The sequence below is a fragment of the Neobacillus sp. OS1-32 genome (genome assembly GCF_030915425.1).
GTDB lineage: Bacteria > Bacillota > Bacilli > Bacillales > Cytobacillaceae > Neobacillus > Neobacillus paridis.
Genome location: NZ_CP133263.1, coordinates 2733897 through 2757337 on the forward strand (window position 1 = coordinate 2733897; position 23441 = coordinate 2757337).

24 protein-coding genes and 2 pseudogenes are annotated in these 23441 nt (G+C 39.3%); 5 read left to right on the plus strand and 21 right to left on the minus strand.

Annotation, left to right across the window (positions count from 1 at the left end):
- Positions 1 to 239 precede the first annotated feature (239 nt).
- From RCG24_RS13565 to RCG24_RS13595, 7 genes are all read right to left on the minus strand, one after another.
- Positions 240 to 647, minus strand: a complete 408-nt coding sequence (locus RCG24_RS13565) for a hypothetical protein (protein ID WP_308077261.1) — start codon at positions 645 to 647, stop codon at positions 240 to 242.
- Positions 648 to 723: 76 nt separating this feature from the next.
- Entirely contained in the window at positions 724 to 2520 is a 1797-nt protein-coding gene (locus RCG24_RS13570; protein WP_308077262.1) for an MFS transporter, read from the minus strand.
- 185 nt (positions 2521 to 2705) lie between these two features.
- Positions 2706 to 3140, minus strand: coding sequence for a GNAT family N-acetyltransferase (locus RCG24_RS13575; protein ID WP_308077263.1), 435 nt, complete (start codon positions 3138 to 3140; stop codon positions 2706 to 2708).
- A 60-nt stretch (positions 3141 to 3200) separates the two neighbouring features.
- Positions 3201 to 3926, minus strand: coding sequence for a CPBP family intramembrane glutamic endopeptidase (locus tag RCG24_RS13580; RefSeq protein ID WP_202653536.1), 726 nt, complete (start codon positions 3924 to 3926; stop codon positions 3201 to 3203).
- Between the two features lie 16 nt (positions 3927 to 3942).
- Positions 3943 to 4902: an alpha/beta hydrolase gene (locus tag RCG24_RS13585; protein ID WP_308077264.1), complete on the minus strand. Its 960-nt coding sequence runs from the start codon at positions 4900 to 4902 to the stop codon at positions 3943 to 3945.
- 152 nt (positions 4903 to 5054) lie between these two features.
- Positions 5055 to 5945 carry a hypothetical protein gene (locus RCG24_RS13590; protein WP_308077265.1) on the minus strand — a complete coding sequence of 297 codons (891 nt, stop codon included), beginning with the start codon at positions 5943 to 5945 and terminating at the stop codon, positions 5055 to 5057.
- Positions 5945 to 6172, minus strand: coding sequence for a helix-turn-helix domain-containing protein (locus RCG24_RS13595; RefSeq protein ID WP_308077266.1), 228 nt, complete (start codon positions 6170 to 6172; stop codon positions 5945 to 5947). The genes RCG24_RS13590 and RCG24_RS13595 overlap by 1 nt, the downstream gene beginning before the upstream one ends.
- Before the next feature lie 504 nt (positions 6173 to 6676).
- On the opposite strand from RCG24_RS13595, the gene RCG24_RS13600 reads away from it, so the two are divergent.
- Entirely contained in the window at positions 6677 to 7132 is a 456-nt protein-coding gene (locus tag RCG24_RS13600; RefSeq protein WP_202653602.1) for a helix-turn-helix domain-containing protein, read from the plus strand.
- 289 nt (positions 7133 to 7421) lie between these two features.
- Positions 7422 to 7685, plus strand: a pseudogene (locus RCG24_RS13605) (type II toxin-antitoxin system RelB/DinJ family antitoxin); the annotation flags it as partial.
- Between the two features lie 420 nt (positions 7686 to 8105).
- Here RCG24_RS13605 and RCG24_RS13610 read toward each other — a convergent pair.
- From RCG24_RS13610 to RCG24_RS13630, 5 genes and pseudogenes are all read right to left on the minus strand, one after another.
- On the minus strand, positions 8106 to 8627 hold the full coding sequence (locus tag RCG24_RS13610; RefSeq protein WP_035197466.1) for a GNAT family N-acetyltransferase: 522 nt from the start codon (positions 8625 to 8627) through the stop codon (positions 8106 to 8108).
- A 73-nt stretch (positions 8628 to 8700) separates the two neighbouring features.
- Complete coding sequence (locus tag RCG24_RS13615) at positions 8701 to 9030, minus strand: tRNA-binding protein (protein ID WP_035197467.1); 330 nt, start codon at positions 9028 to 9030, stop codon at positions 8701 to 8703.
- Positions 9031 to 9230: 200 nt separating this feature from the next.
- Positions 9231 to 9786, minus strand: a pseudogene (locus RCG24_RS13620) (HPP family protein).
- A gap of 112 nt (positions 9787 to 9898) precedes the next feature.
- Entirely contained in the window at positions 9899 to 10480 is a 582-nt protein-coding gene (locus RCG24_RS13625; protein WP_035197469.1) for a CGNR zinc finger domain-containing protein, read from the minus strand.
- Between the two features lie 284 nt (positions 10481 to 10764).
- Positions 10765 to 11658, minus strand: a complete 894-nt coding sequence (locus RCG24_RS13630; protein ID WP_035197470.1) for a LysR family transcriptional regulator — start codon at positions 11656 to 11658, stop codon at positions 10765 to 10767.
- Between the two features lie 127 nt (positions 11659 to 11785).
- On the opposite strand from RCG24_RS13630, the gene RCG24_RS13635 reads away from it, so the two are divergent.
- From RCG24_RS13635 to RCG24_RS13645, 3 genes are read left to right on the plus strand one after another with little or no spacing between them, the layout of a single operon-like run.
- On the plus strand, positions 11786 to 12229 hold the full coding sequence (locus RCG24_RS13635) for a YbfB/YjiJ family MFS transporter (RefSeq protein WP_308077267.1): 444 nt from the start codon (positions 11786 to 11788) through the stop codon (positions 12227 to 12229).
- Positions 12230 to 12261: 32 nt separating this feature from the next.
- A complete protein-coding gene (locus tag RCG24_RS13640) occupies positions 12262 to 12993 on the plus strand; it encodes a YbfB/YjiJ family MFS transporter (protein ID WP_308077268.1) in 732 nt (243 codons plus the stop codon).
- A complete protein-coding gene (locus RCG24_RS13645) occupies positions 12993 to 13196 on the plus strand; it encodes a tautomerase family protein (protein WP_035197472.1) in 204 nt (67 codons plus the stop codon). The genes RCG24_RS13640 and RCG24_RS13645 overlap by 1 nt, the downstream gene beginning before the upstream one ends.
- A 99-nt stretch (positions 13197 to 13295) precedes the next feature.
- On the opposite strand, the gene RCG24_RS13650 is transcribed toward RCG24_RS13645, so the two are convergent.
- The 9 genes from RCG24_RS13650 to RCG24_RS13690 all read right to left on the minus strand — a co-directional run bounded on the left by RCG24_RS13650 (position 13296) and on the right by RCG24_RS13690 (position 23391).
- Positions 13296 to 14867, minus strand: coding sequence for a recombinase family protein (locus tag RCG24_RS13650; protein ID WP_308077269.1), 1572 nt, complete (start codon positions 14865 to 14867; stop codon positions 13296 to 13298).
- 3 nt (positions 14868 to 14870) lie between these two features.
- Positions 14871 to 15284 carry a recombinase family protein gene (locus RCG24_RS13655; protein WP_308077270.1) on the minus strand — a complete coding sequence of 138 codons (414 nt, stop codon included), beginning with the start codon at positions 15282 to 15284 and terminating at the stop codon, positions 14871 to 14873.
- A complete protein-coding gene (locus tag RCG24_RS13660; RefSeq protein WP_308077271.1) occupies positions 15285 to 16850 on the minus strand; it encodes a recombinase family protein in 1566 nt (521 codons plus the stop codon).
- 61 nt (positions 16851 to 16911) lie between these two features.
- Positions 16912 to 17148: an SHOCT domain-containing protein gene (locus RCG24_RS13665; protein ID WP_308077272.1), complete on the minus strand. Its 237-nt coding sequence runs from the start codon at positions 17146 to 17148 to the stop codon at positions 16912 to 16914.
- A 198-nt stretch (positions 17149 to 17346) separates the two neighbouring features.
- Complete coding sequence (locus RCG24_RS13670) at positions 17347 to 18048, minus strand: N-acetylmuramoyl-L-alanine amidase (RefSeq protein WP_308077273.1); 702 nt, start codon at positions 18046 to 18048, stop codon at positions 17347 to 17349.
- Positions 18032 to 18466, minus strand: a complete 435-nt coding sequence (locus RCG24_RS13675) for a phage holin family protein (RefSeq protein WP_374049097.1) — start codon at positions 18464 to 18466, stop codon at positions 18032 to 18034. Before RCG24_RS13675 ends, RCG24_RS13670 begins: the two co-directional genes overlap by 17 nt.
- An 89-nt stretch (positions 18467 to 18555) precedes the next feature.
- The gene (locus RCG24_RS13680; protein ID WP_308077274.1) at positions 18556 to 19614 is read right to left on the minus strand and encodes a hypothetical protein; all 1059 of its coding nucleotides are present in this window, start codon (positions 19612 to 19614) and stop codon (positions 18556 to 18558) included.
- 3 nt (positions 19615 to 19617) lie between these two features.
- A complete protein-coding gene (locus RCG24_RS13685; protein ID WP_308077275.1) occupies positions 19618 to 20775 on the minus strand; it encodes a hypothetical protein in 1158 nt (385 codons plus the stop codon).
- Between the two features lie 15 nt (positions 20776 to 20790).
- Positions 20791 to 23391 carry a phage tail tape measure protein gene (locus RCG24_RS13690; protein ID WP_308077276.1) on the minus strand — a complete coding sequence of 867 codons (2601 nt, stop codon included), beginning with the start codon at positions 23389 to 23391 and terminating at the stop codon, positions 20791 to 20793.
- Positions 23392 to 23441: the final 50 nt, after the last annotated feature.

Below are 23441 nucleotides of genomic sequence, written 5' to 3' on the forward strand. Positions count from 1 at the left end.
ATCCCTTTACCCTTAAATATCAATGCATCCTCATAGAGCCAAAAAAAGGAGCCAACAGCCTATATATAGTAGGCCGTTAGCTTCCTTTTCACTTTAAACAGACTTTTTCTGATCTCGTAATGTGGAGGATTATTTTACATACCGTTCCTAAAAACATAGACATCCATGACAAGCCAGGAGGCGGGTCATATCACTACGCCCTTTCTTCTATCGAATCGTTCGTGAAGTCTAATATCCCTTTATGAGCCGCTGATAACTGCAGCTCCGCGAATGCCGACATCACGCAAATAAATCGAGCCTTTATCTGTTTTATCAAAGATGAAGCTGACTCGGCTGATCTGCTCAGGCTGGAAAGCAGGATTCACTGTTTTGAAATCGGCAAGCCGGAAAGTAAAGTTCTGGAATATCGGCTCCCTAGTGGGCAGCAACGATGTAAACGGCCATTTCACAATATCTCCTTCAAGCATAGGCAGCAAGCTGGCAACACTGCTTAACGGCAGCGATGCCGTATTACCGCTCTTATCCGCTACCTGAACAGTCAAATCGACAAGCGCCTCCTGCATGCCCGACTTCTTCTTGTCTTCCCGGTCAGCTATTGAAAAAACGATGGAGCTACTTGCTTCTGCGGCAAGACCAGTGTCAGTCAAATCGACCGTATAGCTAGGAAGCCCTCTAGTCGTTGTGCGATTCCAGTCAAGCCGAACGGCACTGTACGAGCCAAAGTCATATTTCATCTCTGACCTTTTCCTCCTTCCATTTCTTCAATGCGTTACCAACCAAGCGCCCACCGCTCATTGTCGTCGTAGACAGATCAATATCCTCATCAAAGTTTGTAATCAGCTTTGTGTTGCCATCCCAATAATTGCTGATGTACATCGTGTCGGGAAGCCACTCCCTGGCGTAACCGATGTCCTGGAATACGCTCCGGTATTGAGTTTTCTTCTGCAAAGTAGCTTCCAAGAAGGAAGAGATTAGCACCTTCGCCACCTGCAATTGTTCCTTCTGGGGTAAAAGCTGAGCTGTATTATAGAGCTTGTTGCCAAAGCCAACGCTGTCTCCCCTGCCCCATTCCGTATTGAACTGTCCATGGTTGGCGCCATACACATAGACCGCTGCTTTGAAGTGAGGACTTTTGTCTGAAAAACCGATTCGGCTGTATTGGCTCGCGCTGTCAAAAGAACTGACATCCATATCGTGCGAGCCATGAATCGCCAGATAGCTAATATCCTTCAACTGGGTTGGCTGACCAGCAGGCTTATATTGACCATCAGTTCCAGCAATAGAAACAATGGATCGAATCCCAAAGTTATAGTCAAATTTTATATTGCCATTCTCTGGAGACGCAGACAGCTTGTTGTATGCTGCAGCTACTGTCACCGCCTCGCTACCACGGGAATGGCCAATCAACGAAATTCGGCTCATATCCACTTTGTTGAAGAATGGATTGTCCCTTGTGTTATTCCATTCCTCCCATACCTTTAAATGCTCCAGCATAAGCCAGCCGCGAGCTGAATTTTCATTTTTCAACACCTTCAGCATGAACAAGTCATCATACGGTGAAGTATTCAAGAAATTCTCATCAATCGAGACAAAAATATAGCCTTTGCTGGCAAGCAAATTACCTAAATAAGCATATCCAGGGTCTGAATAATCGGTAGCCAGGTGATTGCCATGAACAGCGACGACTAAGGGAAAGGGCCCATTTCCATCGGGATACCAGACGAGCCCGTTAAGCGCCATCTGATCTGGCCCGAATCCAAATGTCTTTGTGCGGATTGAGGACCAATTTTTCACAAATGGCGATCCGTCCACTGGCTTCGTGGTCAGTGAATTTTCGGCATTGAATTCCTTTCGATAGCTGTTGGCGCTTCCGTACGTCAATGTCTTGATTTGATAAGAACCCGGTTCAGCTGGATTAGCCAGTGTAGCCAGATAACTGTCAGCTGCCTTCATGACCTGTAGCCGGTACGGCTTTGGCAATTCGCCATTACCGTTGCCAAGCAGCCAATAACCGCCTAAAAGAATGCAGGCTAAGGTCGAACCGGCCATTATACTGGCGATTATTCTCGATACTTTGCTTGCCTTGCGATATTGGCCAGTCATCCAACCCCAAATCAACATCCCCAATAAGGAGAAGGACACGATCGTGGATATAGAGACAATAAACATTAACGGCAGAGGGCCGATAAAGCAGATAACTAGCAGGCAGAAGGAGGTAAGCGCAAGCCAAATGTAACGGGTGGGTATTTTCTTTATCCAATGAAGCAGCAGAGCTATTACACCAGCCAATAGCATCACAGCGAGCAGGAACACGACGATTCCGACGAAGTAAGGGATTGCTCCACGTGTTCCAATCATGTTGTACCCTTGCACGAAATATAGCAATAAAGCTATAATTCCCAGTGCAAGCGATGCTCCTTTCCATCCAGGAGAAAGCTGTACCGGATATTTCAGGAATTTAGCGATATGCAATAATCCGAAGCTTGACTTTTTCTTTTCTTGCAATGCTGGATCTGACATAAAATCCCTTCTTTCTTTTTGGTTTAGATCTAGGCTGAATGCTGCCGCAAAATTGATTACAAATACCCAGCCTGTCCTTGTACTTGCACTAATCTTATAGCAGGAAATTAGATATGAAGCACGAAGAGGACAGTTAGCATATTTATGTAGAAAAGTTCTCAAACAGTTCGGGGCATTGTTTTCACTTAATAATGAAACATGACATTTATAAAGCCATCCTGATCTGGTTCATTACATATAGGAATAAATCCAACGGACGAAAATAATCGAATACTTGCCTCGTTAGTATGGTAAATACCTGCAACAATTTGTGTTATGCCGGTATTTACATATCTATTAATAATTTGTTCGAGCACTTTTTTTCCATAACCTTTACGTCTATAATCAGGCCTTATTATAATGGATATATATGCCTTGTCTTCTTCTATTTCGAAATCAACTTTACCAATAAACTCGTTATTGTTTGAAATAATCCAGCAGTAAAAATCAGGTTTTGAAGCCACATAGTTTATATACTGCTCTGTCAGTTTCTCAACATGAAAACTATCATCATCATGGTACCAACTATTTATAAGTGCAATATGTTCGATGTTTATATCTTGAAAAACAAGTCTATCCATAGTTGCCCAAACCTCCATTGCTACGAATATCTGCACATCCGATTAATCCTTTTTTTGTATTCAAATTAAATTAAATAATACTGGTAACAAAATCAGTTGATTGATGACATGAGTAGTAACATGACCGAGCATCGCATATGCTAATCCATGTTTCCAATATAAATAGCCAAAGCCAATTCCTGGGAAGAAGTTAAGCAACAAAGTACGAGTTACGGACACTGTGCTTAGACCAAACATTTGTGCAGTCGCAGGAAGATGTCCTGCTGCAAATATGAGCGCGGCAATCACAATTCCAGCAATATAAATTCCATTGTTATCCCTGGATTTTGTAATCTTGCTGGCAATCCATATAATAAGCGACATAAGTCCGAACCTTAGAAGCACTTCCTCAATTATGCCGCCGTATAATACACTGCTAAGAAAATTAAGCCAAGAGAACTCAAATTTCTCCTCCAATCCCAATGCCTCAGCAAATACCAGCTTTTCCGGGATAGCAATAAGGCTGGCAGATAATAGTCCGATGATCGCTGCTACAGCAATGCTTTTTCTGTTATACATAAACGGTTTGTTCAGGCTTACTTTCGGAGAGGCCCATGCCCCAATTACAGTTGCAATACTCGTCATTGCTGCCGTTTGGAGCATAGCAATGATAATAATGACTTGCTTCGACCCAAGTTGAGCCGCAACTTGACTTTCCATTTCAGGGGTTAATGTCATAACTTGCTGCACTCCTAAAACCGCACCTACTGCCAGCCCCAAAATCAATGCGGCAAAAACCTTTTTCATACTTAACACCTCCATATCATGTTTCGCGAATAGATTGAAGCCACTTCACAATCTCATCGACAAGCTCGGATGATATTGGCTCATATGCTGATTTTTTATAAATTTTGTTCAATGCTAATAAAGAACAAGCTTCCTTCTGCTGTTTCAACATATGATTCAGATCATCAATCATAACAGTGCGGACATTTGCTAAAGCTAAATTTTTCAAATTATAAAAGGGCTCTATTGGCGATTGAACATCTTTGCTTCCGTTAATTGCCAGCACCTTGCACGTTAAAGAGGACAAAATATTTAAAATCTCTTTATCATTCAGAGATAAATGCTCTCTTAACCACTTGGCTTGAACGATCCGACCGCTAATCCTTACAGTGGCATCATTTGTTTGGGTTACTTTATCAAATAGCTGCTTCTGTTTAAGCCGCTGTTTTTCAGGCGACACGAGCTTGCGCAGGAGCACTCCAGAAAGTCCAGATTTATTGGCGATTTCTGATAATAACGCTTCATTTTGAGATGTCATTACGCTTTTCAATGATGTACCAGCACCAGCCAATAAAATTATCCCGTCTACATTGCTTCGGCTTGCAGAAAGTGTTGCTATAATCGTGCCTTCACTATGTCCCAGCAAAACAATCCTATTAAATGCGATGCTTTCATTTGAGTTGAAATAATCAATGATATCACATATGCATTGAACTGCATCATAAAGTCCCGCACGGTTAAAATCGCCTGTGCTTTCTCCTACACCAATTTTGTCATAACGCAGCGTCGCAAATCCCGATTTTGTCAATGCATCAGCTAGCTGTTTATAAAGGTTTGCCCGCATGCCTCTCATATTGCCATCGCGATCAACTGGGCCGCTTCCTGGGACTATTACAACGAGAATATCTGATTTGCTATCGTTTCCTGGTCTCACCAATGTTGCTCCGATTACCAAGCTCCCATAATCTACTGAAATTTTCATATTTTCTTTTATCATCGTATCCCCCATATCCATTTATCCTGTAACTGTTTAACTGATAATATATTCAACTTACGTACCACTGATTGATAACTTGTGTACATGTAGATATGTCTAATTGAGTTGTAAGCTCCATCCTGTTTTTATGTAATTGAGATGACTAAATTTGATTATGGTTTCTCATTTAGATTAAAAATACGTTGCAAGTTCCTAAAAATCATCTTAAATGTAGGTTCTTCATGTAACGGAAGAAACATCGGTTCCTTTTGTAACATTTTTAACAAATCATTTTTGATCGCTTGCTCATCGCGTGGAGCGTAAGAACTTGAGTTAATATTTTGTTCAATCCAATTATCAACTGTATAAAAATAATCATCACCACATATTTTCATAGGGAATGATATATTCTTACAAGTCTGATAGAAACGTTCCAACATACTTAATGCCGCTTTATGTCTCTGTTGTTGCATATAACCTAATGCCGCTTTATAATAAAACATAAGCTTTATATGAATGTTTAAATTTTCAATATTATAAAGGTTGATCACATTCTCAATCCGATTGATCATCTCATCAAACAACTTCCGATCATCTGAAGCATATTCCAAAAATTCTATTTCGCTTGATATCATAATCAATAGATGTTGAAATGTACTTATCTGCAATGTTTCTTTGGCTTTTTGTACATTTGCGAGCATAGCATAAGCCTTTGCGATCAATTTCTCTACTCCAAATTGAATGGGAACGTCATATCCAACACAATTTAACAGTTCTTGTGGCTTACCCATAATTAACAATGCGGAGGCGTGAATCACCTGTGCCTCTTGGTTCAAATGGTAGTCACCACTTAATGCGACTGTACGCTCACACAGTTCGATAACCCGCTTCAAAACCGTTTGTGGATGCTCGGAGTAAAAATAATGGTTTAGATATAGCTGGGAAATTCTTACCAGAAGTGGGTAGCAAGAATAGTACTCTTTAAGCATATCCTCGATATCATCCTGAACAGTCTCAAAACTTTCCTTGCTAAATCGTTGGGAAAAGTCTCGATAAACTTCCATTATTCTGATATTAGTAAGTTGCGGCTCATAGCTAGCAGTTCATCTATGGTAACGTCAAGAAGTGTAGCCAATTTTGGAAGTAATGATAAATCAGGGTAACTTAAACCCTGTTCCCACTTTGACACTGCAGAATTCGATACTCCCACATAAGCAGCTACATCTCCCTGAGTCATGTCGAACTGTTTTCTGAGACGCACAAAGTTTTCTGCAAATTTTAATTCTCTCATAATAAAAATCTCCTCAGTTAAAATAATAAATACGGGCAACAAGATTAACAAGCGAATTATAGTTGTTTTAAATCCCCAAAATCAACCATTGGTTGTTTGTGTTAACCATAAACAGTGGTTTGGATTTTACAACAACATAATACGACTTCCTCTATATCTTCTTTTCTCCAGAATCTGTCTCGTATATAGCACTTATGGTTACAAAAGGTTACATTAGTAGATCGACTCTCAAATTTCTTCCCGCAAACAACTTTAATGCCATACTACATACGCTAATGAAAAACGAAACAAGTTAGGCTGGCTTGAAAAAAATGCAATGGAAGTTGATAAGATTTCAGAATCGCTTATAACATTGTTACAATGTGGATAACCAAAAAATTATTATGTCCGATAAAACAAGTTTTTAAGTAGCAACGATAGGTTGCACCTTGGTGCGCCTAGAACTATCTTTACTTTAGTATTCACTCTTACAATAATGAAAAGCAAGGAGAGGTGATGAAATACGTGATTTTTAGTGAACGATTAAAAATTGAAAGAGAAAAAAGAGGTTGGTCACAAACGGATCTTGCTGAAAAAATTCATGTTAGTCGTCAGTCAGTTTCAAAATGGGAAACTGGCAAGAACTACCCCAGTATCGAAGTAATAATTGATTTGAGTGATATATTCGGTGTTACAATAGACGAATTGTTGAGGAGTGACGAAGAATTGAAAGAGAAAGTAATTCGAGATAGCAAACAACTAATGTATCCGAAATGGAAAGCGTTCTTTGACAGCGTGATTTTATTAGGGGCATTTTTATTAGCAGCAAAACTAATTATTATCGGTTTAAATCATTTTATTGGTATAAATATTATAATTCCAGACGGTTTACCAAAAATTATATCAAATTTCTTACCATTAGCTTTAATGGTGATTGGTGGCATTGGTTCTGATCAGTTAAAAAATAAATATATTGATTAATCAAGTAGAATTCCTTCGATTCTCAGGCGTGTAATACTTATTATAGGATACAATCACCTTTGTATTTTTCATTCGTGAGCACCCCCTTTATTAATTTTGCGATTTTTCGCACGATGGGGGGCGCTGTTCTTTAGGAGTTTTGCTTTTAAAAATTCAAACCGCCCCTATTCTAACTTGCAGTAAAATTGCATTTGTATTACTAATCGTTATACAAAAACATACAATAAAGAAAAATGAAAGGTAGAATACTTATGGCCGCTAAAACCGCAAATTCCTTGCTCGTGTTGAACCTGAAATAAAAGAAAAAGCTGAAGCGATCATGGTTAAATTAGGAGTGCCAGCTTCTGTTGTCATCAATATGCTTTACAAACAAATTATTATGACAAAGAGCATCCCTTTCTCTCTGTCCGTTCCCACTGCACCTGTTGCTTTCGATGAAATGGATGCAGCAGAATTTGAGGCCATGATGCAAACAGGGTTCGAAGAAGCAAAGTCTGATCGTTCCCGTCCAGCCGCCGATGTATTTGCAGACTTAAGACGGGCCGATGGCTGAAACCTACGTTGTAAAAATCACAACACAGGCACAGGAACAAATGCAGAAAGTCACACACTACATTGCTTCTGAACTAAAAGCCCCAGATGCTGTCAACTCAACCCTACTGCTTTTAGGGCGATTGATATGTTTCCTTAAACAGTAAGAATAAGGGTTTCCCGGCATTAGCATCTTCGTAAAAATGGTCGAACGAAAAATGCAATATCAGGAAACCCTTTATTCATCAGCGTTTTGAGTAGTTCTTATTTCTCCCCCCTTGACATCAAGACAACACACTCCACATGGCCCGAGAGGACAGAATGAATGTCATTTGAGTGTGTCCGTTCTCGGAAACATATCCACTCCACTTTTTGCACTTTCGGTAGACGGGAACATATCCATTACACTTCACAATAAAGTATAGCGTATCTAATTCTATAATCATGATTGAGTAGAGTTGTCAAAAGAATAAATATAACGTATTTCAGTAAGTTGTTTTCCTGCAATTTCACAAATGCATTCATCATCTTCATTGAATCGCCACTTATTCTTTTCGTAAAAATATCTTGCACGTTGGTTTTGTTTTAGCACCCATAAGTAATTGTTTTGAAAGCCGGATTGTTTTAAATCCAGTAGAGCACTTTCTAATAGCTTATTACCATATCCTTTGCCAAAATACTCGGGTAACAGATAAATGGAGACAATTTCACCCCAACTAAACAGTGATTTATCCCGGGCTTTTCCATAAGCAACACAACCAATTATGCTACCGTTCTCCATCATAACCTGAGCAGTTAAAACTTTATCATTTAACCAGGTTTCAAAAGCAGATACCCAGAAATCTTCTTTAAGCTCATCTAAGTAAGTTTGTGGAATAATTCCTTTATAGGCCGACTTCCAGCTTAAAGCATGAATACGACTAATATCTTTAATATCATCAATTGTAGCTTTTCTAATTTCCAAATAAAACACCTCCCCAAATTACTTACAGTTTTGTTACTTAGAAGCCACTCTTAACATTTTCATAATTTAAGTATTAGCCCAATTTGTCACCGTTTTTAACGCGTTGCTCTGGCTGAATCAATACTACCCCCTGAGTAGAATATGTTCCTAGCACTAATACCTCTGACATAAAATCTGCAATTTGTCTCGGTGGAAAGTTTACCACACCTAAAACTTGCTTACCGATAAGTTCCTCTATTTTATAACATTCAGTAATTTGGGCACTTGATTTCTTTACACCAATTTCATCACCAAAATCAATCCAAAGTTTATAGGCAGGCTTTTTTGCTTTTTCAAAAAACTCCACTTGAATTATTTCTCCAACTCTAATATCTAATTTCATAAAATCCTGAAAAGTAGCCATATATACATCTCCATTTTTTTCATTAATTCTAACTTATTACTTAAATAAATTAAATATCATTACAAGAACACTTCTTATTATTGATTAGAAGCAAGAAAAATGAACTCCTATAATTAACAGTCTAAATTGTTGGATTTTCGCACCCTTCAATTGAATAACTAATTGATATCCATCTTAAAAGCAATAAGTTTTTTCTGTAATCATATCCAAAACGTTGGGTATTGCCTACTACTTCGTAAATTATTAAGAATCAATGCAAAGAAAACAACAATTAGTGATCCGATTAATACAGGCATTAATAAATAACTCCAACTGTATTCCCCTAACATAACAACAATCGGATCTGCCCCTGCAGGTGGATGGGTAGTTTTTGTCATCATCATCATCGCTATTGCTAATCCAACAGCTAAACCAATCGCCCAAGGATCATTGCCAAATAAATGATAAATCACTAAACCCACAAAACTAGAAACAAGAATGACCGCCAATAATATTTCTTGGTTGTGATAGAGGTGCATTCCAAATGCCAAATGCCAACACACAACTTGCACCAAATGGAGCCATTAACCATTCGGCTGATGTCAAATTTGTCATTATTGCCAGAGTAAAAATAGTTATAAATCCGCCAACCAATCCTGTTATTATATCCTTCCCATTTACTTTCAACGGACTCTTCCCTCTGCCCACCATTTTAGAAAAATAGGGAACATGTAACACCTTTGATGTTTCTTGTACTTTTACTCTTTCCATGTCCATCACTCCTCGTTAATTGATTCTATTTTATAGAGAACAAACTAACCTGTCAATATCTATTTTAGGGGTTAGATGATTATTGCAAAAAAAAGACCAACCATCGAAAGTTGGCTCTTCATCTATTTTCATTTTTTCGGCGTTGAAATCGTTCCACTTTTTTTCTGTTCCCACAAATCTTCATTGAACACCATTTACGTCGACCAGTTTCGTCGATGAACAGTAGAACACAATCTGGATTAGCACAATGTTTTAGAAATGCTAAATTTTTATTTCCAATTAAATTCAATGCATCAAAAGCAATATAAGAAAGAACAATATCTTCTACTTCGCCAACAGGTCTAGGTATCATTATTTGATCAATCAATTTAAAAGTAAATGGGGCCTTTTCAATTTTCTCTTCCAAAAAAGTAATAAATCCTTTTTGAACTGGTTGCCCATTAGCTATTGCTTCAAATTCATTTCGTAATACAGTACGCATTTTCAAAATACCTGATAAGACTTCTTGCACCCTAAGTTTTATGGAAAAAAGAAGTTGTTCATCAATAAATAAAAATTCTTTCATTACTTGAAACCACTCAAACATATCTTCTTCAGAAACTAATAAATCATGACGTTCACCACGTCTTACTACTTCAGTGTTTACTATGTCAATTGAAGGATTACCAGAAATAAGTGGGAATCTATTTGTTTCTGTCATATGAAAACTCCTATCTCTATACCCTTTAACCTTAAAATCTAAATGATAAGGTTAGATACATTATAACCGATTTTCCTTTGAGAAATAGAATAAATAATTTCCTCTTACATACGTCGCTCGAAAACACTATTCAGGATAAGTGTCTTAACCAAAGGCTGTTTTCTCAAAGATTGTTGTTTTACGAAAACAGCCTAACCAAAAGAAAAAGCATACGTCTTGTTGCTTAAGAATTGCACCGTTTACTTTAAGTGTATTTCTTCACAATATTTTCAAATAAATACTTTCTAAACTAATGTTGAATTATTTATCGTTGTATTTTCATTGCTTAACATTTCTGTAAAAACCCTCAAAGATGATGAAATATATTTATCTTTACGATAGACGAAAATGGTTTTGATTTTCCCGAATCTATTTGGAATGGTATGTTGGATAAGTTGATCGTCTTTCATATGTTTGTCAACCACACTTCGAGGGAGTAAACTTATACCCAGTCCCGCAGAGACACAGCCAATAATTCCATCAAGTGTTCCAAACTCCATTATCTTTTCTGGAATCACTCCTTCATGATGTAACCATTCTTCAAACCTTGCCCGATACGAACATCCATTACGAAAAACCAATATCGTTCGATTCTGTATTTCTTTTATGGAAGATAAAGAATGATGTAACGTGTCCGTTACAAGCACTAACTCTTCTTCTATAACCGTTTTATAAATGAGGTCAGGGTGCTCAATAGGACCGGCAACAAATGCTCCATCTAATTCATACTGTAGAACACCTTGAACATTTTGTTCAGTTGGCCCTGTTTTTAAGGTAAGGTCAACAGCAGGGTATTCATGATGGAATTTTGAAAGTAATTTAGGTAAACGAACTGCAGCAGTTGTTTCCATCGAACCTATCAATAAAGGGCCTTGTGGTGTTTGATTATCACTCATCACGTTTTGAACCTCGTCTAAAAGTTGAAATATTTCATCTGTATATGAAAGTAATACTTTACCTTTATCTGTTAAAGTAGTACCTCGATTATGCCGGTAAAATAACTGGGTTTGCAGATCCGATTCCAATTGTTGAATTCTTGCTGTGAGATTGGATTGTGCGTAGTTCATTTCTCTAGCTGCCTTTGAAATACTTCCTAACTTTGCGACTGCTTGAAAAAATCTCAATGCTTGCAAATCCATAGTTACCACCTTCTCTTTTTTGATATATAAAAAAATGATGCCCATACATCGCTTTTTAGTATTATACCATATATCAAAAAGCAGATAAGATAAAAATGCAAGAATATTTTTAATTGGAGGTGAAAGGTTGAACAATAATCCTTTTTCATTTTTGATTGGGGGAATTTTTTCATTAATGATTGCAATGGGAATTGGAAGATTTGCCTATACTCCAATCTTACCGCTCATGCAAGAAGCTCTTACCTTTACTGATTCAGTTGCAGGTTACCTTGCTTCCAGTAATTACGCTGGATATTTCGTTGGAGCAATTTTAACAGGAGTTCTCCCTTTGAAAAAGCATAAAACGTTTTATTTAAGAGTCAGTCTTGTGGCAAGTATTATTACCACATGTATGATGGGGCTTACTCAAGCCTATATACTGATGTTAATCATTCGCTTTATTTCCGGAGTGGCAAGTGCATTCATTTTTGTTTTAGCCTCTAGTATTGTCTTAGATAAACTGGCTTCTGCTGGTAAAACAAATTGGTCAGGCTATTTTTATTCAGGGGTAGGTTTTGGAATATTTTTTTGACCCTGTTTATTCCAAGTTTTAACGATTTATATATGTGGGAAGGTGTATGGGTTGGATTAGCCATTGTAAGCAGTATCCTTACTATCTTCGTGTGGTTTTGGCTCAAAGATTCCCCAAACTCGAATGTAAAAAAGGATGTACAAATAGTTATTACACAAGCACCACCTCTCAAATGGCTTACTTGGTTAATTATTGCCTATGGACTAGAAGGATTAGGGTATATTGTAACAGGGACATTTATAGTGTCAATTGCTGAAAAGACCCCAATCTTTAGCATTGACTCTGCCATTGTTTGGATGGTTGTTGGATTAGGTGCAATTCCATCATGTATCATCTGGTCAACCCTCGCAAAAAAATGGGGCTATGTAAAATCATTAGTATTTTCGATGATCTTACAATCCATTGGTATTGCACTACCTGCCTTCTGGTTGAGCCAATCTAGTTTACTGATAAGTGCATTATTATTTGGAGCAACTTTTATGGGTATCACTACACTCGCCACAACATTGGCACGCCAAATGAGTCCATCAAATAGCAGTCGAATTATTGGCTATCTAACGGCCATTTATGCTGCTGGTCAAATGATTGGACCAACAATTGCTGGAATTCTATTATCATATACGCAAAGTTTTAATTTAGCTTTGATTGGAGCAGCTAGTGTAGTATTCATAGGTTCTATGTTGCTTGTAAGCGGTATTCGATTTGATCGAATACCAAACTTAGAAACATCGCTTCTAAAATCAAATGAAAAGAGGGAATTTTAATGCCATATGTAAATATTAAAATTACAAATGAAAATGTTACACCTGAGAAAAAAGCTGAGCTAATAAAGGGAGCAACACAATTACTAGTTGATATATTAGGTAAAAACCCGAACACAACTGTTGTCGTTATTGATGAGGTAGATACTGATAATTGGGGCGTCGCTGGAGAATCAATAACTGTTCGAAGAAAAAATGGTCAATAATATAAGTTCTTACCTTCATAACTTTGTAAATATTAAGTGTTATTAAAGAAAAACCGCCGATTAGAAGTTACTTCTCCTGAATCGGCGGTCAAATTTATTTTATATTTCTACATCTATTTCAACACCAGACTTGAATTCAACGGCGAGCTTTTCATCAAATATCGTTACCTTTTCAATAAGCCGTCTTACTAACTGCTCATCATATTCCTCCAGCTCGCTGGACTGTTCATTCAAGAAATCAGTCATTTCAGCGATTCGTTGCCTTTTTCCTTCACGCTCTGCATTTTCAACTAGTGCATTTTGTTTCATTTCTCGAAGGCAGTAAATTTCATCAGCAACATCTTCATAGTCATTTTTGGACTTTGCTTGGATAAGAAGCTGTTGTTGTAATTCTTCCAATTTACTATCAATGTCATCGGTGGCATTATCGTTTTCTTCATTAAATACAGTAGCTATGTTTTTCTGTAGTGACTGGAGGAAGGGTTCTTTGTTAGCCAAAAGTTCGTTAATAGCCTTGACCACTGCTGTCTGTAATATTTCCTCGTTTATGGTAGGGGCCGTACATTCAGACCCTTTTTCCTCCAAACGGCTGACGCATCTCCAAACAATAGACTTGTATCCTCGGTTATTCCAATGTACCCGTCGGTAAATATCACCGCACTGTCCGCAGTATACGATGCTTGATAAAGCAAACTTGCTACTATAAACTCTCTTTTTGCCACCTTTACCAATGCGGAGATTCGCTCTTCGAACCATCTCTTCTTGAACCTGCATAAAAAGGTCTCGTGGAATGATAGGCTCATGGCTGTTTTCAACATAATACTGGGGAACGATGCCGTTATTCTTGACCCGCTTTTTAGAAAGGAAATCAACCGTATAAGTCTTTTGTAGAAGGGCATCACCGATGTACTTTTCATTCTGCAGTATCTTTTTCAGTGTTTCAGGTCTCCATTTAGATTTGCCTGCCGCTGTAAGAATACCGTCTGTTTCCAGCCCTCTTGCTATCTGTAAAAGGCTTGCTCCCTCAAGGTACTCTCTGTAAATCCGTTTAACAACCTCAGCACCCTTTGGTTCAATCACTAGCTGCTTATTTTCATCCTTGGTGTATCCAAGGAAACGCTTGTGGTTGACCTGTACTTCACCTTGTTGATAGCGATACTGAATACCTAGCTTAACGTTCTGGCTTAAGGATTGGCTTTCTTGTTGGGCAAGGGATGCCATAATGGTCAGCAAGATTTCTCCCTTGGAATCCATGGTGTTGATACTCTCTTTCTCGAAGAACACAGCAACGTTTTTATCCTTTAATTGACGGATGTATTTAAGGCAGTCCAACGTGTTCCTAGCGAATCGGCTGATGGATTTTGTGATAATCATATCAATATTGCCCGCCATACACTCTTCAATCATGCGATTGAATTCATCACGCTTTTTGGTATTTGTACCTGTGATACCGTCATCCGCAAAAATTCCTGCCAATTCCCATTCCTTGTTCTTCTTAATATAATTTGTATAATGTTCAATCTGAATGTCATAGCTTGAAGCTTGCTCCTCACTATCCGTTGAAACACGACAGTAAGCAGCCACTCGTATTTTTGATTTGCTTTCACTATTTTTATTATTTCCAACCCGTTTAATTGCCGGAATCACTGTTACATTCCTACTTACCGCCACTTGTTAGACCTCGCTTTCTATCAAACTGTAGGCATATTCCGCCTGCTTGTATGGGTCGTCATATTTTTGCACTAGAGGTTTTGCTTTGAACTTTATAGGATAATCCGTTTCCGGTGCATCTTTAGGTTCCCATATCCTTCCTAGCTTTTCTGCTCGTTTTCGTTTTTCTACTCTTGCTTTTTCAAATGTCTCCTCATCAATAATTGGAGGGTAGAATTCATCGCCAAGGTATTGCTGGTTCTGTAACATCTTTCCTGCAGTGGCATGGTAGCATTCAATACCAGCTCTTTTAGCAGCATCCTTCAAAGAAAATCCTGCCAAGTATCCTGAAAATAATTCTTTTACCTGCTCTGATGCTTTTTCATCCACAACAGCCTTTCCATCTTCAATTCTATATCCATAGGGTGTGTGACCCATCTAATTCACCAACCTTTCCTTCAATGTGATTCCACATTTTAATTCAAATCCAACTTCCTCTCGTGAAAAAACAATAATCTTCTCTACGTAACTTTCAAACAACTCATCCTCATAGGCTGTAAGCATTTTGGACTTAGTGGTAAACTTAAGTAAATGGTCAACCTCGTCTACTTTTGCAAAATTGCCGTTGACGGAACGAGTAAGTTGATCCTTTTCATCAAGAAGTCTTTCTCTTTCTGCTTCCAGTGAATTCTTTTCTTTATTAAACAGGGCAGGTTCCAGATATCCTTTGGCCATTAAACCCGTCAGCATTTGGCTCTGCTCCATGTTGTTTTCAATCTTAGTTTCCAACTCTCCGATTCTGCGAAAACCCGCTGCATTATTCTGGTTACGTAGCCCATCCATAAGTGGTCTTAATATGAATTTCTGACCGAAAATGAGTTTATTCATCATCGAAACAAATGCAGTCTTTATATCATCATCTCGAATGAACTGCATGGAACATTCCGTTATCTGGCTTATATGCTTACTGCAGCACCAAGCAATGTATTTTCTTGGGCCAGATGAATGAATCCGTCTTTTAAAGGTACTGCCACATTCTGAGCAGATAATTTTACTAGAGAAAGAATATCGGTTTAGATATTTGCTATTGCGCTTTTCGATGCCTTTTTCCTTTGCTCTCTGATTGAGAACGGCATCGACAGCTTCAAAATCTTTATGGCTGATAATCGCCTCATGATGGTTTTCTACTAGATACATATTTTTCTCACCATAATTGGTGTGCCTGTTAAAATGGCTGTCAGTATAAGTCTTTTGCAAAATAACATCGCCAGTATATTTTTCATTGGTCAGAATCCCTCGAATCGTAGTAGTCGTCCAACGACCACCTCTTTTTGAAGGGATACCCTTTTGATTAAGATCATTTGCAACTTTCTGTGTTCCTTTGCCCGATAATACCTCTGCAAAAATATACTTCACAATTTCAGCCTGCTTAGGGTTTACTATCATCTGACCGTCAATGTTTTGATAGCCATATGGTGGGTAGGAAATTTTAAAGGTTCCGTTTTGAAATCGTCTTTGAATTGCCCATTTAGTATTTTCAGAAATGGAAATTGATTCACTTTCTGCAAGCCCACTTAAAATGGAGAGCATCAATTCACTTTCCATCGAACCCGTATTGATGTTTTCCTTCTCAAAATAGATATGAACCCCAAGGTCTATCAGTTTTCGAACCATCTCCAAGCAGTCTGTAGTATTTCTCGCAAATCGGCTAATTGACTTTGTAATAATTAAGTCAATCCTCCCAGTTTCACAGTCAGATAACATTCTAAGTAGGTCAGAGCGGTTTTCCTTTTTCGTGCCGCTGATTCCCTCGTCATAATATAAACCTGCATATTCCCATTCTGGATTTGCCTTTATGTAGCTCTCGTAATGGGCCTTTTGTGCTTGCAAGCTGACTAGTTGTTCATTGCTATCTGTAGAAACCCGGCAGTAGGCAACTACTCGTGTTTTTGGCTTAATAAAGGGGTTGGCAGTATTTCCTTCTATTTTCGTTATCTTTTTCATCCTCTCACCTCCTTCTTGGTAGGTCACATATTACCTCTGAAACCCTTATATATCAACGATTTCAGGGCATTATCTCTGCTAAAAAAGGGGAGAAAGTTTGGCGATTTAGTGCGTCTATCTTGTGGAACTCTATTTCAGTTATTAAGCCTTTTCCAAGCATCTTTCTAAGTAATTTTTCTGCCTGGATATAATCAAACTCACGCTGTAGCTGTTCCTGTGATACTTTCATTAATTCAACGCTTTTGTCTATAATCTCATCTGAAATCTTTGTAATTTTTTTATCCTCGTGCTGATTCACTAGGAATCACCTCCTACCTAATAGCCGCGGGAACAGGTCGAAGTTGAGGATTTGTAAGAATTAATTTGAATCAGAGCATAAAAAAAGAGCCTGCAAGAGAAGAACCCCTACAGGCTGTATAATTCTAATAGTTCAATATATTTTATTTCGGAAACCCGATTAAAATCAAGAAACACTGCTTATTAGCTTACCAATTGATTAATCATACTTAATAAATGCATCCGTAAAGCCTGCCTTTTTAGCTTTGGCAAGCTGTGCCTCAGCATTTGCTTTGTCCGAATATGCACCGATCTGCACACGGTAATATTTCTTTTTCACCGGCTCTGCTGGTTTATTTTTTGTACTCAGTAACTTCTTCACATCTGCCCGAAAGGTATTCATACTCTTTCCATGCTTAGGAAACCAGTGCATCACATCTGCATGATTACTTGCGATACTCAGTTTATGACCCTCCGAATGGCAAATGATATCCTTTTCTGTTAAATCATATTCTCGGCAAAGCATCACACAAAGCTCCACTGCATTCTGCCAAGCCTTTCTAAAATAAGCTTCATTCATTGAGACATTGTAGCCAACCATCGCAGATCCCTTACCATAAGAAAAACCACCAGGCTCGCAAATTTCAATGCCAATATGAGTGTTGTTCCCCGCTCCACCACAGTGCCAACCTCTATGGTTCCAAGGTAAGTACTGCCACACCCCTTTATCATCAACAAAAGCATGAACAGCAACTTGCCTACTTGTTTCACCAGCTTGATAAGATTTATTCCATCGGCTAAACCAATCGGCTGCCATCACACCCGGAGTCGCAGTGGAGTGGACCATAATCCCTTTCGGTGATATTTTCTGATTGGCTTTATAACAATCATTCCTAGTCATATATCTAGTGGTTAGTTCCATTGCTACCACCATCCTTTTCTTTTCCGTTCAATTGAGCTAGAACATCTTTTAATTTTTGTGGTATCGGTAAGCCAATTCTTGAAGCATTTTCAATGATGCTAATTCCTTCATTGGACAAATAAAAAAAGATGACCGCTGTGCGAATGACACTGCCGTCACCAATCAATCGACTGTCAATGATATGGGCGATCCCAACCAATATGAAAATTAGAATCTTTTTGAAAATCCCTCGAGCTCCAATAACACTGGAAAGCTTTCGGTCTATTATCGCAACCATAATCCCGGTAATGTAATCTACAACTACAAAGGTTATAAGAGCATATAAAAATCCATCAAATCCACCAAGAAACCACCCCAACCATCCGCCCATTGCAGCCATTGCCGACTGTACATATATCCAAATTTCCTTTATAGCCATTTTACTCCCTCCCTTTCAATTTAGTTTCATTTATATAAAAAGACGCATGTGACTATAGAAATCACAAAGCGCCTGTATTTACACCCAAATCAATACGGAGCATAATAAACATAATCACTACATTTCACATAAAACCCATCACCCGGTACATAAATGGCCCCGCCAAATACATCCGAGTTTGTTGTTGTAAACCCTGGCTGCTCGACACCTTTCCACGTCAAGCCATCATCTGATACATAAAGCATGCTCTCATTGAAAAGAACATATTTGCCCCAATCTTCCATCCAGATGATGTTTTCAGGGTCCGGTATTCGATTATCGGCAAGACTGCCAACATGAGAAAGGTTTGTTTCAGTAAACCCAGTTGCACTATCATTTAGTACACAGAGATACACATAAAACTTACCAGAGACATAGCGGTACTTCATAACAAAGAGCTTTTCATGGACGGAACGGATAAACATATAATATGTATCCGGTACTTCATCAATAGTTGTAATCCATGTCCATGGACTGGCTGTATTTGCTACCGCAATAGAGCGGTCTCCACCAACGACTCCAACAAACAATCCTTTATGCGTGGTCATGTAACTAAAAATCGGAACAGAGGTCCCATCGGCCCCTACCAAAGTCCATGCTGTTCGTTCAGTCAAAGAATCAAAGCTGTAGTAAACCGGTGATTTATAATACCACCAACTGACTACGCCCGATCCCCTTTCAGAATCATAAGCCCCTGTGGTCATCGAGTTTTGTGCACCTTGGCAGTAACCTGCATTATGCCAAGTGATGCCATCAAAGGACGCGATAATATTTGCCATGCCTGTAATTTTGGCTATAAACACCCCACCGCCAGCCCATAATACTTCTGGTGCTCCATAGCTCCACCAAGGAACACTAACCACGGTCCACTTCTTAGTCGATTGATTGAAATACGACATATATGGCGTTTTCGCATGATAAACAGCAATCTGGGCATTCCCATTATCATGGACTTTGATTTGCGTTTCAGTTCCATATTTTGTGTAGCCAAAATCATAATAATACTTCTTTTGCCAAGTCAAAGTGGGTATGGGAAGGATGAGCTCACCCCTGCCACCAAAAGCGGTCCAGATTGCTAATGTGTTATTAAAATTGCTATGATAACTCATGACCTATACCTCCACCACCTTTTCAATGCCTGTAATTCTACCGTTGCTATCTGTTGTATAGTTGTAACTAGCAATCTCTCCATCTTTAAATGTGATTTCGAATCTAGTCGCATCAACCAACAAGGTGGAAACCTCTTTTAATAGAAGCTCTGAAAAAATATCTTCTAGAGTGATGCTCGTAATCCTTCCGTTCGCATCAGTGGTGTAGCTGTACTTGGCAAAGTATTGAAGGGTATCTCCTTTTTCCACTTCATACGTAACATTGATATAACTCTCATCAATCGTTAAGTTCTTCACCAACGTATAGGAAACCTCAAGCTGATCCACTTGAAACTGAAGGCCATCAACCGAACTGCCAACCTCGTTCAACGAAGATTCCACCGTGTTCAAGGAGTTTTCAATCCGGTAAAAAGTATCGGAAATACTCGGCTTGTATCGACCAACCTCCACCCGGATGTTGTACCGATAAAAGGGATTGTATTCTAAAGAAATAATTCTTGTTTTCACATCAATCCCTAAAGGCCTGAAAACAATATGAACGTTATCCCCGACTGCTAGATTCAAAAGTCTAAAAAAGGAAATTTCATAAGAAGAAGCATTTTCCCGAGAGTCATGTGTGACTGACACATTCGTAACATTCTTTGAATCCATCACCGACTGATACTCACTGCTTCCACGATGACTTCGAATATTAATCTGGTAGCCGTCGTATTCAATCTCGCCACCCAAGATGGCAATGTACTGCATTAACGCCGCTCGTCTTGTCACCTCTTGGTTAACCTTCATTGTACAGCTATTAGTAAAATCAACCCTACCTGCAGAAAAAGGAGTTCCCGATAAAAGCTGACTCAATCCAGCTGCAGGATCTCCCGAAAAGTCAAACTCATTTATTGTAAAAACTTCATCATTCAAAATGTAGGAAACATGCTCACAAGTCACCGAACAGACTGGAAGGCTCCCCTGCAATGACTTCGTGATTTGCACAATTTCAAAATATTGATCGTAAATCTTGGCTACCTGCTTCGTCTTTAAGGCAAGGGCAGATTTGGCCAGAACCGTAAAGGACAGAGTAAATTCTCCTTCAAGCGTTTCTCTTAAACTAGCTGCCATCACTTTCCGGATAGTCTGAATTAATGTATTTCCTGCATAGATTTCAATCACCAACCTGCCCTCCTTTTACGAGCCTGCAACCCCTAAGTTTCTGACAGTCACCGTATTTTGATTCCATTGCAGCTGGGCAATAATCCGGGTTAGGACATTTCCATCAATGGTTAATGGAATCGTGACATCAAATACAGCCCTATTATTTCCTGCTTCAACTCCGGTCACGACACTATCCATGTTCAAGTCAAATTCAGTAGGAATCGCTCCTTTCATATCCTTTTCCACACTTTTCATTGCATCAGTAAACCCAACACCGATTCCTTCACCCATGTTTTCACCGATACCAGCGAATACCTTTGAAGGAGAGCGGATCCCAAGAATCCCTTTTACACTGCTAACGATACCGCCGACAAAGTTGATAACCTTTTCTTTGATCCAGCCAACCATCGAGGAAATCCCGCTCCACAGACCTCTGATAATACTTTTACCCACTTCAACAATGGAAACCGCTGCTTTTCCTAGCCCGACGATGAGGGCAGAGATAATCTGAGGTAATTGGGCCACCAGCTGGGGAATAGCCTGAACAAGTCCGACTGCCAATTGGACAATTAATTTGACTCCCATCTCTACAATCTTTGGTAGATTGGAAGTAATAAAACTAATGATTGTTGAAATCAAGGTTGGCAGAGCTTCTATTAATCTAGGCAAAGCATTAATCAGTCCCAACGCCAATCCTTCAATAATCTTAAATGCCGCCTCCAAAATCATATCGAGATTATTGATAATGGTATCTACGATTAAGAGAATCGCTTCAACAATCGATGGAATAAGGTTTGGCAATGCCTCAGCAATTCCCGTCGCAAGTGTGACAATCATCGTCAATGCCGCTTCGATTAAGGCTGGCAAATTCGCAATGATGCCGTCCACTAAACTAAGAACAAGGTAAAGTGCTCCTTCGGTTATTTGAGGTAAGGCCTCAATCAAACCTTGAAGTAGAGTCGTCACAATTTGCATGGCGGAATCGATAATCAAAGGAAGATTTTCAACAATCGCCCCGATAAGTGACATTATAATTTGTAGGCCAAGGGTGACAAATTGGGGGAGTTGTTCGGTGATAAGTTCTGTAATGCCACCGACTGTCTCGCCGATCACCTCTGCAATTTTTTCAAAATCACCATCAGCGGCATTGATGCCATTAGACAAACCTGAAAATAGGTCCGTGATACCTGCCGATACTTCGCTGACAGCAGGTAAAAATACCCCTTGCAAGGAACGTTTGACCCCTTCAAGCCCATCAGTTAGATTGTCATATTTCACTTCTTTTATTTGATTCAATGCATCCCCGCTCGCTATAGTACTATCCTTGATGCAGGAAAGAACAGGAAGTACATTTGCTTCTAAATCCGCAAATTGAGTACCAAATAACTGAACACCAATCGTATTTTTGAGGAGGGGATCCTCAATTTCCTGAAGCTTTTCAATAACGGTGAAAAAAGCAGCATTGGCTGTTTCGCCACCTTCTGCAAACTTCTTCGTCATTTCTTCTGCATTGAGGCCCAAAGAGGTGAAGGCCTCGACACTGGTCTTGCTTCCGTCTTTGGCACGGATATTAAACTCTTTTACCGCATCCCCGACCTTATCAATACTAAAAGCACCGCTTTCTGCACCAGCAATCAAACTAGCGATAAATTCATCAGCACTTAGGCCAAGGGAGGCATACTGAACAGAGTATTCGTTAAGGGTATCCAGCAGGTCGCCATTTTTATCGGCTCCATTTTGAGCACCAGTCGCAATGATGTTATAGGCTTCATCTGCGGAGATCCCGAAGTTTTTCATGAGAGCACCTGCGGCCCTTGCGGATTCCTGCATATCAAAGCCAAATGTATCCCGGAAAGCAAAACCGGACTCTGTGGCTTTTTCTAATTCTTCGCCCATGAGTCCGGTTATCTTTTGCACTTCTGAAATCCCGCTGGCCACATCCTCCAAGCTATCACCGAAATTGTGCTTATACACGTTTTGAGCAACTTCACCTAATTCTTCAAGCTCAGCCCCGGTGGCACCAGTGGAAGCGGAAATCTGATTGACCGCCATATTGTATTCATCACCAAGTTTAATAAGGCTTGCCCCAGCAGCGACTGCGGCAGTACCAATGGCCGCTACGGCTGTACCAATTGTTGCCCCGATTCCTTTTAAAACGCCGCCCAACTTTTCAAAGCGACCAGAGGCTTTTTCAGTTTGATCTGCGGCATTTTGCACTTCATCTGCGAACTGCTCGGCCTCGCCTTCAGCCTCATTAAAACCCTCATTCAGTTGTTGAATGGCTTGGTTATTATTTTCAACCTCCCGCTCCATCTTCATTAATTCAGATTTCGCATTATTCAGCTGAATCTGCCAGTTTTGCGTTCGTCTGTCGGTCTCACCGAACGATTCAGAAGCATTTCGCAAAGCAGCTTCCAACGTTTTGATTTTTTCTTTCTGAGCATCAACGGACTTGTTCAGCACACCATTTCTAGCAGTCAGCGCTTCAAGAGATTGATCTTGCTTATCAAATTGAGCGGCAACCAGGTTCATTTCACTGCCTAGCACCTTGAAATTCTGGTTGATATCCCGTAAAGCATTTTTAAAATCTTTCTCCCCTTCAACACCGATCCGAAGGCCGAAATTGCCTGCCACGACTCCACCTCCTCTCCAATAAGGCATAAAAAAGACACCCTTTTATAGAG

Coding starts and splice junctions, on each gene's coding strand:
- RCG24_RS13570 (WP_308077262.1), bottom strand. CDS start 2,520: ATGTCAGATCCAGCATTGCAAGAAAAGAAAAAGTCAAGCTTCGGATTA.
- RCG24_RS13575 (WP_308077263.1), bottom strand. CDS start 3,140: ATGGATAGACTTGTTTTTCAAGATATAAACATCGAACATATTGCACTT.
- RCG24_RS13580 (WP_202653536.1), bottom strand. CDS start 3,926: ATGAAAAAGGTTTTTGCCGCATTGATTTTGGGGCTGGCAGTAGGTGCG.
- RCG24_RS13585 (WP_308077264.1), bottom strand. CDS start 4,902: ATGATAAAAGAAAATATGAAAATTTCAGTAGATTATGGGAGCTTGGTA.
- RCG24_RS13590 (WP_308077265.1), bottom strand. CDS start 5,945: ATGGAAGTTTATCGAGACTTTTCCCAACGATTTAGCAAGGAAAGTTTT.
- RCG24_RS13595 (WP_308077266.1), bottom strand. CDS start 6,172: ATGAGAGAATTAAAATTTGCAGAAAACTTTGTGCGTCTCAGAAAACAG.
- RCG24_RS13615 (WP_035197467.1), bottom strand. CDS start 9,030: ATGGCTACTTTTCAGGATTTTATGAAATTAGATATTAGAGTTGGAGAA.
- RCG24_RS13625 (WP_035197469.1), bottom strand. CDS start 10,480: ATGACAGAAACAAATAGATTCCCACTTATTTCTGGTAATCCTTCAATT.
- RCG24_RS13630 (WP_035197470.1), bottom strand. CDS start 11,658: ATGGATTTGCAAGCATTGAGATTTTTTCAAGCAGTCGCAAAGTTAGGA.
- RCG24_RS13640 (WP_308077268.1), top strand. CDS start 12,262: ATGTGGGAAGGTGTATGGGTTGGATTAGCCATTGTAAGCAGTATCCTT.
- RCG24_RS13645 (WP_035197472.1), top strand. CDS start 12,993: ATGCCATATGTAAATATTAAAATTACAAATGAAAATGTTACACCTGAG.
- RCG24_RS13655 (WP_308077270.1), bottom strand. CDS start 15,284: ATGGGTCACACACCCTATGGATATAGAATTGAAGATGGAAAGGCTGTT.
- RCG24_RS13660 (WP_308077271.1), bottom strand. CDS start 16,850: ATGAAAAAGATAACGAAAATAGAAGGAAATACTGCCAACCCCTTTATT.
- RCG24_RS13670 (WP_308077273.1), bottom strand. CDS start 18,048: ATGGAACTAACCACTAGATATATGACTAGGAATGATTGTTATAAAGCC.
- RCG24_RS13675 (WP_374049097.1), bottom strand. CDS start 18,466: ATGGCTATAAAGGAAATTTGGATATATGTACAGTCGGCAATGGCTGCA.
- RCG24_RS13680 (WP_308077274.1), bottom strand. CDS start 19,614: ATGAGTTATCATAGCAATTTTAATAACACATTAGCAATCTGGACCGCT.